Raw genomic sequence first — 15,276 nt, 5'->3', positions numbered from 1 at the left:
GTTCGTCACGAAGGGGAACGTCTATTCGCCCTCGGGGGCTTTCACCGGGCGCGGATGTCGGGGCCCCTCCGCCAGGGATTTGAACACGCCGCGCAGGGTGCGCGCCTCCTGCTCGGTCATCTCCAGGCGATGCAGGATGTCGCGCAGATTGGCGGTCATGACCGGCTTCTTGCCGGGCGGGAAGAAGCCGCAGCGCTCGAGTTCGCCTTCGAGATAGCCGAACATCGAAAACACCGTCTCACGAGTCGCGGGCGGGGAGGGATTGTTCTCGCGGAAGGGCGGCTCGCCATCCGTCGTCTTGAACCACTCGTAGCCGGCCAGCAGCACGGCCTGCGCGAGATTGAGCGAGGCGAAGGCCGGGTTGACGGGAAAGGTCAGGATCGCGTCGGCGAGCGAGATCTCTTCATTGGTCAGGCCGATGCGCTCGCGACCGAACAGGATKCCGACGCGCTCGCCGCCGCCGACACGCTCGGCCAGGGACGGCATCACCTCGGCTGGCGTGAAGACGCGCTTCATCTGGCCGCGTTCGCGGGCGGTGGTGGCGAGCACATGATTGAGATCGGCCGTCGCGGCGGCGGCGTCAGGGTAGAGCCGGGCATTCTCGAGGATATGGGTCGCACCGGAGGCTGCGGCGGTTGCACCCTTCTTGAGGCCTCCACCGGCGGGCCAGCCATCGCGAGGGGCCACGAGTCGCATCTCGGAAAGGCCGAAATTCGCCATGGCGCGAGCGCTCATGCCGATGTTCTCGGCCATTTGCGGTTCGACCAGAATGATGACCGGGGCGGGGGTTCGCGTGGCGGGGCGGGTGCGGTCAGTGCCTGAGCCGGTCATCGGGTACTCTGTGATATCGGTCTCGCCCGGTTCTGGGACCGGGCTMGAAAGCCCGATCCTATCAGCCTGCGGCAAGAGCGGCGTCAAGCGCTACGGCGCAGGCCAAAGCCGAACCCGGCCTCCACCTTGGTGTCCATCCTGCGCTGCTGCGGTATCCGTTCTTCCTTGATCCGGAAGCTGGAGACGAGGCCGTTCAAGCGCTGGATCTGGCCGGTGAGCGAGCTGGCCGACGCGGCGCTCTCCTCGGCGAGGGCTGCGTTCTGCTGGGTCATCTCGTCCATATGGGCGACGGTCTGGCTCATCTCATCGATGCCGTTGGCCTGCTCGGCCGAGGCTGCGGAGATGTCTGAGACAGTGGCGGAGACCTTTTTCGAGGCTTCGACAATCTTTCCGAGCGCCTCGCCGGCCGAACGGACCAGTCCGACACCTTGTGCGACCTCGACACCCGATTCGCTGATCAGCGAGGTGATGTCCTTGGCCGCTTCCGAGGAGCGCTGGGCCAGGGTGCGGACCTCCGAGGCGACCACCGCAAAACCCTTGCCGGCATCGCCGGCGCGGGCTGCCTCGACGGCTGCGTTGAGCGCAAGCAGGTTCGTCTGGAAGGCGATCTCGTCGATCACCGACGTGATATCCGAGATCTTGCGCGAGGCCTGCTCGATCCGCGCCATCGCGGCGACGGCATCGGTGACGATCGCACCGCCCTTCTCTGCAACTTCGGTCGCCTCGTTGGCCAGCAGAACGGCCTGGCGGGACGACAAGGCCGATGCCTTGACGGATGCGGCGAGCTCTTCCGTCGTCGCGGCGGTTTCCTCGAGCGAGGAGGCCTGCTCCTCGGTGCGCTTCGAGAGGTCGTCGGCGCCCATATTGATCTCGCGTGCGGCATTGGCGACGTCGACCGAGGTCGTCTGGATCGTCGCGACGGTCTCGGAGAGGCGGTTCACCGCGCGGTTGAAGTCGTCGCGGAGCTTGAGATAGTCGGCTGCGACATTGTCGTCGATGCGGTAGGTCAGATCGCCCTGAGCGAGCATTTCCAGGCCAGCGGCGAGCAGCCCGACGACATGCTGCTGTTCCCTAGCGAGCATCGCCCGCTCGGCCTCGACGCGCTGGCGCTCTGCCTCGTTGCGGCGACGCTCTGCATCGGTCAGGCGTTCCTGCTCGGTGGTCTGAGCTTCGAGCCGGCGCATCTCGAGGCCGTTTTCTTTAAAAATCAGCACGGCCCGGGCCATTTCGCCGACTTCATCGCGACGCGTCTGGCCCTCGATCTCGGCATCGAAATCGCTGGCGGCGAGCCGCTCCATCGTGCCCTTCAACCGGGCCAAGGGGCCGGTGATGCTCTTCGCCGACATCCACATCGCACCACCCAGGCCAATCAACAGGCCAAGCAGGCTGCCGCCGATGACAATGGCGATGGTGCGCTTAGTCTCCGAGCTCAACCTTGCGCTGGTCGTCTCGGTATCCTTTCCGAGCATGTTGTTGAAATCGGTGATGTTGCGGACGACCGCGGTGAGCTTGCCGTCGAGTTCGTCCATCACGGCCAACGCCMGTTCGTTTTCGTCATTGGCGCCGTAATAGAGGGCGCGATCGACGCCCACCTTGATGTCGGTGACCTGCTTGGTCAGGGCATCGTATTCGGCGGCCCGCTCCGGAAGGTGGGACTGTCCCTCCTTCAGCAGTTCGAGCGCCTGACCATAGGAGCGCTGCAACTGGCTCTGGGCATTGCGCGCACCATCCGTCTCGCGAGGATAGGCAATGACCTTGTAGGCCTGAGCCAGAATATCATTTGCGGCGCGCGCCGAACGGGCTGTGGCAAGCGTCGCCTTGCTGCGCGAATTGATCAGCTCGGAATAAGTGCTGTCGACTTTGCTCAACTGCACGCTGCCAAGAATCGTCGCGGCCACGCCAATCAACCCGACAATCAGCATCGCAGCTGCGATCTTGATGCTGATACGAATATTACCTAACGTCATGCTGATCGGCCCTCGAAGCGCTCGCAACAGCTGGAGCTGCGCAGCTCCGTGGCATTTCGGCGTTAAGAAAGCTGAAATTGATCGATCGGCGCGCGTTTGTTTTCTGTACGAGACCTTTGGAGGCGGGGTCCGGCCATGAGCCGCGCAAGTATTCTTGCGGCCTGAACTGCATGGCCGGCGCCCTGTTTTGGTCCTTTCGGGCCCCGCCGGGACCCCGAAACGGCAGGGGAGCGCCTCAGCGCTCCGCCGCCGCCTCCACAGCACGCATCACGCGAAGCATGTTGCCGCCCGCGAGCTTCTCCAGGTTCTCTTCCGACCAGCCACGGCGAATCAATTCGGCGATCAGGGCCGGGAAGGTCGAGTTGTCCTCCAGTCCTTCCGGCGCGGTGCCGCCGAAGAAGTCCGAGCCAATGCCGATATGGTCGTAGCCGATGCGCTTGGCGAGATAGTCGAGATGGTCGCAATACTGCGCCAGCGTCGCCGTCGGGCGCGGGCCGGATTTGGCGACGATCTCTGCCTCGGCCTTCTTGTAGTCCATGCCGTCCGGTGTCTTGCCGTACTGGTCCTTGGCGGGACGGTGCCAGTCGCGCGAGGCCTGGTTGATGAAGTCAGGCACGAAGGTCGCCATGACGATGCCGTTGTTCCCGGCGACGCGATCGAGCACATCGTCAGGCACGTTGCGGGGGTGGTCGCAGAGCGTGAACGCGTTCGAATGGGACCAGACGAGCGGCGCATTGCTGACGTCGAGCGCATCATGCATCACCTTCGGCGAGACATGGGCCAGGTCGACGATCATGCCGAGCCTGTTCATGCGACGGACCACGTCCTTGCCGAAGGCGGAAAGCCCGTTATGGCGCGGGGCATCGGTCGCCGAATCGCACCAGTCATGCGTGCCGTTATGGCAGAGCGTCATCAGGCGCACGCCAAGGGCTGAATAAGCATCGAGGGCGTCGAGCTCGTTGTCTATCGCCGAGCCGTTCTCGATCGTCATGAACAGGGCGATCCTGCCCTCGGCCTTCGCAGCCTCGACATCGGCGGCGGAGAGGCCCGGGCGGAAGACCTTCGGATGCTTCGCTAGTACATTCTGCATCAGCGCGATCTGGGCCAGCGCGAAGCCGGCGGGCTTCGGGTGGTTCGGCGGGACATAGGCTGCGAAGAACTGGCCCGCAAGCTTGCCCGCCTGCATGCGCGGAATGTCGGTGTCGGTCTCGGGATGGACCTTGGTCAGGTCATAGGCCGCGACATCGCCCTTCGCCTTGGCATCGAGCCGGATCACATAGGGCAGGTCGTTATGGCCGTCGATCAGCGGAGCGCGCTCGAGCAGAGCGAGCGCCGCGGCATAGGCATTGTCCTGGACTGGAGTTTTGGCGAGGGCCATGGCGCACCTTGGAGGGGATTCGAAACGGTGGGGATCGTGGCAGGGCTTTGCAGGCGAGGCGAGGGGCGATGACGCATGCCGGCTCGCTGTCTGGTGCGTGCGGCGTCAGGCCCGAGCCTGACCCGGTCTCCTGGCGAAGCATAATTCCCGGCGGCGGCAAGCGCCCCCGGGAATGACGGCATCTTCGCCTCAGGTGAAACGGGCCGGTGCAAACGGGGCAGGATCGACGAAGACCTTCTCGCCGGTCACCATCTCGGCAACCATGCGCCCGGTCACTGCGGCCAGCGTCAGCCCGTGATGGGCATGACCGAACGAGAACCAGAGATTGCGGTGCTTCGGCGCCGGGCCGATGATCGGCATCATATCAGGCGTGCAGGGGCGGTTGCCGAGCCAGGGCTCGGCATCGACCCGCTCGCCGAGCGGGAACAGCGTCTTGGCGATCGGTTCTGCGCGAGCGAGCTGAACCGGCGTCTTTGGCGAGTCGCGCAGCGCGAACTCGGCGCCCGTGGTCAACCGAATGCCCTTCACCATCGGAGCCAGGAAATAGCCGCGCTCGGTGTCGAGGACAGGGTGGTTCAGCACGGCGTTGCCGAGCGGCTTGTAGTGCATGTGGTACCCGCGCTTGACCGCGAGTGGCAGGTGGTAGCCGAGCCGGTTGGTCAGGACATCGGCCCAGGGGCCGAGCGCGATCACTGCGTCATGTGCGCTGGCGCGGGTGCCGTCGGMGAGCGCGATGCTCCAACCCTGGCCGTCCTGCGCGAGCGTGCCGGCATCGCCCTGCGCAAGTTGTCCGCCGAGCTTTTCGAACAGAGCGACATAGGCCTTCGACAGGCCAAGCGGGTCGATCACCGTGACCGGGTCGGTCCAGTGCAGGCCGCCGATCAGGCTCTGGTCGAGATGGGGCTCCTCGGCTCGCAGCGTCGCGACATCGAGCGGGCGGTAGTTCAGCCCGAATTCCTTGTTCCACTTGGCCGCCTCGGCCAGCCTTGCATCCTGCTCGGCCGCAGAGCGGAAAACCTTCATCCAGCCCTTGCGGCGCAGCAGATGCGTCGCCCCGGCTTCGGCCGCGAGCGCGTCATGCTCGGTGACGCAATGCTCGATCAGGGTGGCGTATTGGTGAGCGATCGCCTCGTGCTTGGAGGGGCGCGAATGCAGCCAGTAGGACAGCAGGAAGGGCGCGAGCTTGGGAATCGCGTTCCAATGATAGGACGCGTCGATGGTGTTGTTCATCGCGTAGCGGAACAAGGCGCCGAAATCATGCGGGAAGCCGTAGGGATAAACGCCTTCGCGCTGGATCAGTCCGGCATTGCCATAGCTGGTTTCCTCGCCTGGTCCGCGCCGGTCGACCAGCAACACGGACCGGCCGGCCTTCTGCAGGTGCAGCGCCACCGAGATGCCGACGATCCCCGCGCCGAGAACAATCGTATCGGTCCGCATTTTTACGCTCCTGTCAGCCCTGTTGCCGCGCTCAAAATACCGCTCTGCGCCGCGATGTCAGCGGCATGGTGTATCTTTGCGGTMGAACGGCGAAAGTTTCGCAAGTTTTGCGCCAACCAGGTGCGGATCGCGCGCTGCGCTTACAAACTGTTCCCTTCCGCGCAAGATTCTGCGCCACGCAGAACCGGTCTTCCCGAACGGCGGGTGACGCCGGCGCCGGGATCGGCCAGTGTGGCGCAGTTGTCGCACCGATTCAGGCCTTCATGCTCTCGCGTTTCGCCGCCTTCCTCGCTGCAGGCCTTGCCCTTCTCGGCCGCTACGGCACGCAGGGCTTCGCACTTTCAATCTTTCTGGGGCTGGCACTGCCGCAGTTCTCGGCGGCGGCGCGGCCGCTGCTGCCGGTCACTATCTTCTGTTTCACCACGGTCGTCTTCCTGCGCGCCGATTTCAGCATCATAACCGGGCTGATCCGCCGTCCCGGCAAGCTGATCGTCACCTGCCTGTGGCTCATTCTCGGCCCGGCGGTGCTGATCGGCGCTGCGTTCCTGCTCGTCGGTCGCGCGGCACTCGATCCCGGCCTGATCCTCGGGCTTGCCATCATGGGCGCGGCGCCGCCGATCATGTCTTCGCCGGCGGTCGCGATCCTCTACGGCTTCGAGCCTTCGCTGATCATCGCGGGCGTGGTGGTGACCACGGTGCTCAGTCCGCTGGTGGCCCCGGTGGTGGTGGAGCTGCTGGCGGGGGCTGCCGTGCCGCTCGATCGCTGGGCGCTGACGCTCCGTCTCGTGCTGTTCGTCGGCGGCGGCATGGTGGTGGCGGCGATCCTGCGGCACTGGCTCGGCGCAGCCCGGATCCGGGCGATGAAGGCCAATCTCGATGGCTTTGGCGTGCTGATGTATTTCATCTTTGCCATTGCGGCGATGGATGGCGTGACGCGGACAGCCATGGCCAATCCCGGACAGGTCATGCTGTTCCTGGCCATCGCCTTTTCGGTTTCCGCCGCCGGCCTTCTGCTCACGACACTCGCCTTGCGGATGTTCAAGCGCTCGGAACGCTTCATGATCGGCTATGGCACCGGTCAACGGAACATGGGGTTGCTGGTTGCGGCGCTTGGGGCCGGCGTGCCGCAGACGACTTTCCTGTATTTTGCGCTGGCGCAGTTCCCGATCTACCTGCTGCCCTGGCTGCTGCGCGGCATCGCCGGGAAGATCAAGCGCGCTGAAACGCCTGCTGACGCGGGTTGACGATCCGGCCTGAGACGATCGCTCCAGCAATCCAGGAGCGATGCCATGATCACTCTCTATTCCGGGCCTCTGAGCCTGTTCTCCCGCAAGGTCGAGATCGCGCTGCGGGAGAAGGGCCTCGCCTTCGAGCGTATCATGGTGCCGTTCAACCAGGTGACTGGCTACGATCCGCGCCACCCCGAAGTGCTGGCGCTCAACCCGAAGCGGCAGGTTCCGGTGATCAATGACGAGGGGCTCGTCCTCTACGATTCCACCATCATTCTCGAATATCTCGACGAGGCCTATCCCCAGCCACCGCTCCTTCCCCGCAATCCAGCGGCCAGAGCGCGCTCGCGGTTGGACGAGCTTTTCGCCGACGAGATCCTGTTTGCCGCGCTGCGGCCGCTGATGCACCGTAACGAGCCGCCGACGACGGATCGCAACAAGCGCGCAGCACAGGAGACGGACGCGCTGATCGCCGAGGCCGAGCTCGAGCAGCGCTATTGCGGGCTCAACGAGAGGCTGGCGGGTCGCGATTATTTCGGCGAGGCCCTCTCGGTGGCCGATATCGGCATGTTCATGAGCGTGTTCTGGGCCGTGCGCCTCGGCGGCCCGGCGCTTGCACGCTATCCCGACCTCTCAGCCTGGTTCAGCCGGTTGGGCAGTCGGCCGGCCTTTGCAACAGCGGTGGAGGAGGTCGAGGAAGCGGACCGGCGACTGTCCTACCCCGTCAAACGCCGCTGAAAGCTCCCGGTTTCGATTGCAGCGCTGGCCTGCGGGCGCTAAACGCTTCGCGCATGACCAGCCCCATCCGCATCGCCCCTTCCATCCTCTCCGCAGATTTCTCGAAACTCGGGGAGGAGGTTCGCGCCATCGATGCGGCGGGCGCCGACTGGATCCATTGCGATGTGATGGACGGGCATTTCGTGCCGAACATCACCTTCGGCCCGGACGTGCTGAAGGCGATCCGCCCGCACACCAAGAAGTTTTTCGACGTGCATCTGATGATCGCGCCGGTCGACCCCTATGTCGAAGCCTTCGCCAAGGCGGGCGCTGACCTGATCTCGTTCCATGTCGAGGCCGGCCCGCACGCGCATCGGACCCTGCAGGCCATCAAGGCGCAAGGCAAGCAGGCCGGCATCGTGCTCAATCCCGGCACGCCGGAAAGCGCCATCGAGCCGCTCCTGAACGATGTCGACCTGATTCTGCTGATGACCGTCAATCCGGGCTTTGGCGGCCAGAGCTTCATCCATTCCGTGGTCGAGAAGATCGCGCGGGTGCGCGCCATGATCGGCGAGCGTCCGATCGCACTCGAGATCGATGGCGGCGCCACGCCGGAAACGGCACCATTGGCCGCGAAAGCCGGCGCCAACGTGCTCGTCGCCGGCTCGGCAGTGTTCAAGGGCGGGCCATCGGCCTATGCCGGCAATATCGCCGCGATCCGCCAGGCGGCGGAAGCCGCCCGCGGCGACTGGGTTTGAATTTGTAACTGCGCCGTCATTCCGGGCGCAGCGAAGCGAAGCTCCGGAGCCCATTGCAGTGCGCCTTGCTCTGCGATGGTGTCTGGATCGGCGTGGCTTCGCCGCTTGTCCGGAATCACGTCGCGCGCTGTCCTGAAAGGCCAACCATGATCCCGCGCTATTCCCGTCCCGAGATGGTCGCCATCTGGGAGCCGCAGACGAGGTTCCGGATCTGGTTCGAGATCGAGGCGCATGCCACCGACAAGCTGGCCGAGCTCGGCGTCGTGCCGAAGGAGGCCGCGGCGACGATCTGGGCCAAGGCCAGGGACGCGGTCTTCGATGTCGCCCGCATCGACGAGATCGAGCGCGTCACCAAGCATGACGTCATCGCCTTCCTGACGCACCTGGCCGAGATCGTTGGCCCCGAGGCGCGTTTCGTGCACCAGGGCATGACCTCGTCGGACATTCTCGACACGACGCTGTCGGTGCAGCTGGCCCGCGCCACCGATATCCTGATCGCCGATGTCGATGCGCTGCTGGCCGCGATCAAGCGCCGGGCGTTCGAGCACAAGTTCACGCCGACGATCGGCCGCTCGCACGGCATCCATGCCGAGCCGGTGACCTTCGGCCTCAAGCTGGCGCAGGCCTATGCCGAGTTCAGCCGCTGCCGGGACCGTCTGGTTGCGGCGCGCTCCGAGATCGCGACCTGCGCGATTTCCGGCGCGGTCGGCACCTTCGCCAATATCGACCCGCAGGTCGAAGCCCATGTCGCCGAGAAGATGGGCCTGGCCGTCGAGCCGGTCTCGACACAGGTGATCCCACGCGACCGTCACGCCATGTATTTTGCGACGCTTGGCGTCGTTGCCTCCTGCGTCGAGCGCTTGGCGACCGAGATCCGCCATCTCCAGCGCACCGAGGTTTATGAGGCGGAGGAGTTTTTCTCGCCGGGCCAGAAGGGCTCTTCGGCGATGCCGCACAAGCGCAATCCGGTGCTGACCGAGAACCTGACCGGTCTTTCGCGGCTCGTTCGCGGCATGGTGACGCCGGCGCTCGAGAATGTCGCGCTCTGGCACGAGCGGGACATCTCGCATTCCTCGGTCGAGCGCATGATCGGCCCCGATGCCACGGTGACGCTCGATTTCGCGCTCGCGCGGCTTACAGGCGTCGTCGACAAGCTGCTGGTCTATCCGCAGAACATGCGCAAGAATCTCGACCGGCTCGGCGGCCTGCATAATTCGCAGCGCGTCCTGCTCGCCTTGACGCAGGCCGGCGCCAGCCGCGAGGAGAGCTATTCGCTGGTTCAACGCAACGCGATGCGCACCTGGGAACATGGCGAGGATTTTCTCACCAATCTCAAGACCGACAAGGACGTGACGGCGAAGCTCTCGGCTGCCGAGCTCGAGGCGATGTTCGACGAGGGCTATCACTTCAAGCATGTCGATACGATCTTCGCGCGCGTCTTCGGGTAGCCTGAACCCATGCGGATTGCCGTCCTCGCCGATATCCATGGCAATCTCGCTGCGCTCGCAGGCGGAAGCCCGCATGCGCGCTACGGCATTACCGAGCGCTGCCGCGCGGGCTGGCGCTTTTCGTTTCACACCCTACGTTACGACCTGGTCCGCTGCGGCTGACCTTGCCCTGTCCCGGGGCCGACGCGACTAGGCTTATGCCCTGTCGCGTGGCCTCGCCCTGAAACCCGATTGATTGCAATGCGCTCGTCCGACGCCGACATCCTCATCATTCCTGGCTGGTCCGGCTCCGGCGCGGACCATTGGCAGAGCCGCTGGGAGGCCAAGCTCACCACCGCCCGGCGCATCGAGCAGGACGATTGGTACAAACCCGCCCGGGACGCCTGGGCAAACCGGATCGTCGCCGCCGTCCGCGCAGCCAAGCGGCCGGTGGTTCTGGTTGCCCATTCCGCCGGCGTCAGCGCGGTGGCGCATGCGGCAGAGCATCTGAAGCCCGGCGAAGTCGCGGGAGCTTTCCTGGTTGCGCCGGCCTCCGAGCGCGCGAAGCAGGCGATCCCCGGTATGGCGCACGACTTCATCGCGCATCGGCGCGAGAAACTGCCGTTCCCCGCCATCCTCATCTCCAGCACGACCGATCCCTACTGCACGCAGGATGAAGCAAGGGCGCTGGCCGAGGCCTGGGGCGCCGAGTTCGTCGATGCCGGCGATGGCGGCCATCTCAATTCAGAATCCGGGCATGGTCCCTGGCCGGACGGTCTGCTGCGCTTCGCAACCTTCCTCAAGACACTGTAGTACTGCCCGGCAAACGAAACCCGCCCCGGATCGCTCCGGGACGGGATGGTCGGATCAGGATCGATTAGCAGCCGAGATCAATTCTCGACGTAGGTTATCTTGCCGTCGGCGCCCTTCTTCCAGGTGTAGACGGTGTAGTCCGGACGGGTGATGTCGCCCTTCTTGTCGAAGGAGATGTCGCCGATCACGGTCTTCACGGCCTCCCCACCATGGAGCGCGGCGGCTATCTTCTTCGGGTCGGTCGAGTTCGCGCGCTTGGCGCCTTCGGCCATGATCTGCACGGCGGCGTAGCTGTACAGCGTATAGGCTTCCGGCTTGAACTTGCGCGCCTCGAACTTCTTGAGGACGGCAGCCGCCTCGGGTCGCTTCTGCGGGTCCGGCGGGAAGGTCATCAGCGTGCCTTCAACGCCGGGACCGCCGATCGTGGCGAACTCGTCGGTGGTGATGCCGTCGCCGGAGACCAGCACGGTCTTCAGGCCCTGGTCGCGCATCTGGCGTACGATCAGGCCGCCTTCGGTGTGCAGGCCACCCCAGTAGAGGTAGTCGGCACCGGCCGCCTTGATCTTGGAGACGAGGGCCGAGAAGTCCTTCTCGCCCGCATTCACGCCTTCATAGAGCACTTCCTTGACGCCGCCGGCATTGAGGCCCTTCTTGGTCTCGTCTGCGAGGCCCTGGCCATAGGTCGTCTTGTCGTGGACGACGGCGATCTTCTTGTCCTTGAAGTTMTTCAGAAGATAGGCGGCGGCGACGCTGCCCTGCTGGTCGTCGCGACCGCAGGTCCGGAAGGTGTTCCAGAGACCGCGCTCGGTAACCTTCGGGTTAGTGGCCGAGGGGCTGATCATCAGGATGCCGTTCTCGGCATAGACTTCGGATGCCGGCATCGTGACGCCGGAGTTGAAGTGACCGACCACCCACTTGACGCCGTCGCCGACGAACTTGTTGGCGACAGAGACGCCTTGCTTCGGATCGGAGACGTCGTCGCCGACCGAGACGGTGATCTTCTGGCCGAGCACGCCGCCGGCCGCATTGATATCCTCCACCGCCTGCTCGACGCCGTTCTTGAGCTGCGCGCCAAAGGCTGCGTTCGGGCCGGTGATCGGGCCGCCTACGCCGAGCTTGATCTGAGCATTGGCCACGCCGGAGAAGGCGAGGACCGCGCCGAGCGCGATACCGCCCAACAGCAGTTTCTTCATGAGATGAGACTCCCCTGTATTGTCACTATGAACGGGCCAAAGTTTCGGCCCGTCTCGGCGCGTGGTGCCACCGTGAAATGCAGTCTTGCGCTTTTTCGACGGTCTGTCACGCGGCAAGCTCGGTGTGGTTTTTCGCTCTTTCGGAGGGGGTTAGCCGCCTTCCCGGGGCTTCCAGCCGAAGGGTCCGGTGCGCTCATAGAGCCAGCGATATTGCGTCGTCATCTGCCGGGCGCGGTTGTAGCGCCAGCCGGCGAAGCCGAAGGCCATCAGCACGATCGTGTCGATGATATAATAGTGCAGGGTCAGCAGGGTGGCCTGGAACAGGGCAAAATGGATGAAGCGGACGAAGAGGCCCAGCACGAGAATATAGAGCACCAGCTGGAATGCCGGCCGCCAGGTCATCGCCACCGCCCGCCCGGTCATCCAGGCCGCCCAGCCGCCCATGATGACGGTGACCAGCAGGAACAACCAGATGGTCGGCTCCTCGTAGATTATGCCTTGCATCGTTGTGCTCCTAGGATCGTGAGCCTGATGTCGACCGCATGTCGCTCTGAAACGCGATACGTCATACGGCTCTAGTGCCGCCCGCCTTCGAGATAGGCGGCGCGCACCTGCGGGTTCGCCAGCAGTTCCTGGCCGGTGCCGCTCATGGTGATGACGCCGTTGACCATGACATAGCCGCGATGGGCGAGCTTCAGGGCGTGGAAGGCGTTCTGCTCGACCAGGAACACGGTCAGCCCCTGCGTCCGGTTGAGTTCGCGGATCGCCTCGAAGATCTGCTTGACGATCAGTGGCGCCAACCCGAGCGACGGCTCGTCGAGCAGCAGCAGCTTCGGCCGCGCCATGAGCGCGCGCGCGATCGCCACCATCTGCTGCTCGCCGCCCGAAAGTGTGCCGCCGCGCTGCTGCAGGCGCTCGCGAATGCGCGGAAAGAGCTCGCAGATCTTTTCGAGATCCTCTTCGAAATGGGCGAGGTCGCGCACTGCGGCGCCCATCTGCAGGTTCTCGAACACGGTCATGCGCGGGAAGATGCGGCGTCCTTCCGGCGATTGCGCGATGCCCAGCCGGGCGATCTCGTGGCTCGGCAGCTTCGTGATGTCCCGGCCCTCATAGGTCACTGTGCCTTCGCGGGCCTGCGGATTGCCGAAGATCGTCATCATCAGCGTCGATTTGCCGGCGCCGTTGGCGCCGATCATCGTCACGATCTCACCCTCATGCACGTCGACATCGACGCCCTTCAGAGCGATGATCTTGCCGTAATAGGTCTTGACCCCGCGAACGGAGAGCAGAGGCGCGGCGTCCGTCATCACAATCCGACCTCTGCTTCCACTTTGGCGACTTCCTCGTCGTCGACGCCGAGATAGGCCGCGATCACGCGCGGATCGGCCTGCACCTCGGCCGGGGTGCCGTCGGAGATCTTGGTGCCATAGTCGAGCACCACGACGTGATCGGAAATCTGCATCACCACCGACATGTCATGCTCGATCAGCAGCAGGGCCGTGCCGATATCCTTGCGGATCGAGAGCAGAAGCGTGTTGAGATCGTGGCTCTCGCGCGGGTTCAAGCCCGCCGCGGGTTCGTCCAGGCAGAGCAGCACGGGGTCGGTGCACATGGCGCGCGCGATCTCGAGGCGGCGTTGATCGCCATAGGGCAGGTCGGCGGCCGGATCGTCGGCGCGATCGATCAGGTTGATCTTCTCCAGCCAGAACTTGGCCTTCTCGATCGCTTCCTTCTCGCGCGCCTTGTAGCCGCCGATGCCGAGCACGCCGAGGAAGGTGAAGCCCGACGCGATCATCAGCGGGTTGTGCTGCGCGATAAGCAGATTCTCCAGCACGGTCATGCCGCCGAACAGGCGAATGTTCTGGAAGGTGCGGGCGACCTTGGCCTTCCAGGAAATCCGGAAGTCGGGCATGCGCTCGAGCAGGAAGCTCGCGCCGCTGTCCTGGGTCAGCGTGATCATGCCTTCGGTCGGCTTGTAGAAGCCCGTGATGCAGTTGAAGACGGTGGTCTTGCCGGCTCCGTTGGGGCCGATCAGGGCGGTGATGTCGCCCTTGCGTGCCTCGAAGGAAAGATCGTTGACGGCGGTGAGGCCGCCGAAGCGCATCGTCAGATGTTCGACCTGAAGCAGAGGAGGGGTTGTCATCAGCCGTGGCCTTCCTGGACCATATCGGCCGAGATCGCCTTCTTCTCCTTGAGAAAGGCTGTCGGCTCGCGTGTCGATATCAGTCCGCGTGGCTTCCAGATCATGATTACGACCATGGCGAAGCCGAAGATCAGCATGCGGTATTTGGTCGGATCGAAATCGGGGCCGAAGATCTGCTTCAGCCAATCGAGTTCGCGCAGGAGTTCGGTGCCGCCGATCATCACGCTGGCCGCGATGGCGACGCCCCAGAGCGAGCCCATGCCGCCGAGCACGACGATGGCGAGAATGATCGCCGATTCCATGAAGACGAAAGACTCAGGCGAGATGAAGCCCTGGCGTGCAGCAAAGAATGAGCCAGCGAAGCCACCGAACATTGCACCGAGCGAAAAGGCCGTCAGCTTGGTGTTGGTGGTGTTGATGCCGAGCGAGCGGCAGGCGATCTCGTCCTCTCGTAGCGCCTCCCAGGCGCGTCCGACCGGCAGGCGACGCAGCCTCAGCGTGACGAACGCTGTGAGCAGGGCCAGTCCGAGGATGACGTAGTAGAGGAAGATGGTGCGATAGAGCGGCGAGAATTCGAGCCCGAACACTGCGGCAAAGCCATCATCGGCGGCCGTGAACGGGATGCCGAAGAAGGTGGGGCGCGGAATCCCGGAGATGCCGGCATAGCCGTTCGAAAACTCGACCCAATTGATCAGGATGAGGCGAATGATCTCGCCGAAGGCGAGGGTGACGATAGCGAGATAGTCGCCGCGCAACCTGAGGACGGGGAAGCCGAGCAGCATGCCCCAGAAGGCCGCGAGGATCCCGGACATCGGCAGCAGGATCCAGAAGGACAGGCCGAAATTCTTGGCGAGCAGCGCGTAGGAATAGGCGCCGACGGCGTAGAAGGCGACATATCCGAGATCGAGCAGGCCGGCGAGGCCGACAACGATGTTCAGCCCCCAGCCGAGCATGACGTAGATCAGGATCTGAACGCCAAAATTGTCGATCCACTTCAGCGCGCCGCCCCAGCCCGCCAGCGTGATGGCAATGATCGGGAAAGTGACGAGAAAGCCGAGCCCGGCCAGTGAGAACAGGCGCGAATGGCGCTGGAAGAAGCCGATCGTGCCATGTGGCAGCAGCCGCACCACCGATTTGCCTTCGCCGCGCTTCTGCTGGCGCAACGCCATCAGGAAGCGGCCGACGAAGATGATCGCAACAGCCCAGGCGACGGCGTCCCAACGTGGATCGAGGACGAGGACGTTGTMGAGGTTCTGGCGTGTGCCCCAGGCGATGATGGGGATGCACAGGCCGAAGGTGACGACGGCGGCGAAGGCGGCTTCCTTCAGCGCCTTCATCATGTCGAGTTGGCGTGCGGCCGGTAACTGTGTGACGGGAGCCATG

General features: G+C 64.5%; 14 protein-coding genes and 1 pseudogene. 6 read left to right on the top strand and 9 right to left on the bottom strand.

Features of this window, described 5'->3' with window-relative positions; genetic code table 11:
• Positions 1 to 21: 21 nt before the first annotated feature.
• From AC1DIO_RS12960 to AC1DIO_RS12945, 4 genes are all read right to left on the bottom strand, one after another.
• Positions 22 to 831, bottom strand: coding sequence for an RNA methyltransferase (locus AC1DIO_RS12960; RefSeq protein ID WP_441506207.1), 810 nt, complete (start codon positions 829 to 831; stop codon positions 22 to 24).
• 83 nt (positions 832 to 914) lie between these two features.
• A complete protein-coding gene (locus AC1DIO_RS12955) occupies positions 915 to 2,798 on the bottom strand; it encodes a methyl-accepting chemotaxis protein (protein WP_476853482.1) in 1,884 nt (627 codons plus the stop codon).
• 235 nt (positions 2,799 to 3,033) lie between these two features.
• Positions 3,034 to 4,176 carry a dipeptidase gene (locus AC1DIO_RS12950; protein ID WP_441506205.1) on the bottom strand — a complete coding sequence of 381 codons (1,143 nt, stop codon included), beginning with the start codon at positions 4,174 to 4,176 and terminating at the stop codon, positions 3,034 to 3,036.
• Positions 4,177 to 4,365: 189 nt separating this feature from the next.
• A complete protein-coding gene (locus AC1DIO_RS12945; protein ID WP_476853481.1) occupies positions 4,366 to 5,613 on the bottom strand; it encodes an NAD(P)/FAD-dependent oxidoreductase in 1,248 nt (415 codons plus the stop codon).
• Positions 5,614 to 5,876: 263 nt separating this feature from the next.
• Here AC1DIO_RS12945 and AC1DIO_RS12940 point away from each other — a divergent pair, with 263 nt between their 5' ends.
• The 6 genes from AC1DIO_RS12940 (at position 5,877) to AC1DIO_RS12915 (ending at position 10,557) form a co-directional block, all read left to right on the top strand.
• On the top strand, positions 5,877 to 6,857 hold the full coding sequence (locus AC1DIO_RS12940; protein ID WP_441506203.1) for a hypothetical protein: 981 nt from the start codon (positions 5,877 to 5,879) through the stop codon (positions 6,855 to 6,857).
• Between the two features lie 45 nt (positions 6,858 to 6,902).
• On the top strand, positions 6,903 to 7,580 hold the full coding sequence (locus AC1DIO_RS12935) for a glutathione S-transferase family protein (protein WP_441506202.1): 678 nt from the start codon (positions 6,903 to 6,905) through the stop codon (positions 7,578 to 7,580).
• A gap of 53 nt (positions 7,581 to 7,633) precedes the next feature.
• Complete coding sequence (gene rpe, locus AC1DIO_RS12930; protein WP_441506201.1) at positions 7,634 to 8,317, top strand: ribulose-phosphate 3-epimerase; 684 nt, start codon at positions 7,634 to 7,636, stop codon at positions 8,315 to 8,317.
• Between the two features lie 146 nt (positions 8,318 to 8,463).
• The gene (purB, locus tag AC1DIO_RS12925; protein WP_441506200.1) at positions 8,464 to 9,765 is read left to right on the top strand and encodes an adenylosuccinate lyase; all 1,302 of its coding nucleotides are present in this window, start codon (positions 8,464 to 8,466) and stop codon (positions 9,763 to 9,765) included.
• 9 nt (positions 9,766 to 9,774) lie between these two features.
• Positions 9,775 to 9,927: a hypothetical protein gene (locus tag AC1DIO_RS12920; protein WP_441506199.1), complete on the top strand. Its 153-nt coding sequence runs from the start codon at positions 9,775 to 9,777 to the stop codon at positions 9,925 to 9,927.
• A gap of 78 nt (positions 9,928 to 10,005) precedes the next feature.
• Positions 10,006 to 10,557, top strand: coding sequence for an RBBP9/YdeN family alpha/beta hydrolase (locus tag AC1DIO_RS12915; protein ID WP_441506198.1), 552 nt, complete (start codon positions 10,006 to 10,008; stop codon positions 10,555 to 10,557).
• A gap of 77 nt (positions 10,558 to 10,634) precedes the next feature.
• On the opposite strand, the gene AC1DIO_RS12910 is transcribed toward AC1DIO_RS12915, so the two are convergent.
• The 5 genes and pseudogenes from AC1DIO_RS12910 to livM all read right to left on the bottom strand — a co-directional run bounded on the left by AC1DIO_RS12910 (position 10,635) and on the right by livM (position 15,275).
• Positions 10,635 to 11,750, bottom strand: a complete 1,116-nt coding sequence (locus AC1DIO_RS12910; protein ID WP_476853480.1) for a branched-chain amino acid ABC transporter substrate-binding protein — start codon at positions 11,748 to 11,750, stop codon at positions 10,635 to 10,637.
• 150 nt (positions 11,751 to 11,900) lie between these two features.
• Positions 11,901 to 12,254 (bottom strand): DUF6867 family protein, encoded by a 354-nt coding sequence (locus AC1DIO_RS12905; RefSeq protein ID WP_441506197.1) that lies wholly within the window; start codon positions 12,252 to 12,254, stop codon positions 11,901 to 11,903.
• 71 nt (positions 12,255 to 12,325) lie between these two features.
• A complete protein-coding gene (locus AC1DIO_RS12900) occupies positions 12,326 to 13,057 on the bottom strand; it encodes an ABC transporter ATP-binding protein (RefSeq protein WP_113514113.1) in 732 nt (243 codons plus the stop codon).
• A gap of 26 nt (positions 13,058 to 13,083) precedes the next feature.
• A pseudogene (locus AC1DIO_RS12895) lies at positions 13,084 to 13,893 on the bottom strand (ABC transporter ATP-binding protein); the annotation flags it as partial.
• Positions 13,893 to 15,275 (bottom strand): high-affinity branched-chain amino acid ABC transporter permease LivM, encoded by a 1,383-nt coding sequence (livM, locus tag AC1DIO_RS12890; RefSeq protein ID WP_476853479.1) that lies wholly within the window; start codon positions 15,273 to 15,275, stop codon positions 13,893 to 13,895. The gene livM and the pseudogene AC1DIO_RS12895, both read right to left, overlap by 1 nt.
• Position 15,276 lies beyond the last annotated feature (1 nt).

It is taken from the genome of Allobosea sp. 05T439 (assembly GCF_056396005.1).
The sequence above is the reverse complement of the archived record's forward strand: the minus strand, read 5'-3'. Positions and strand labels throughout refer to the sequence as shown.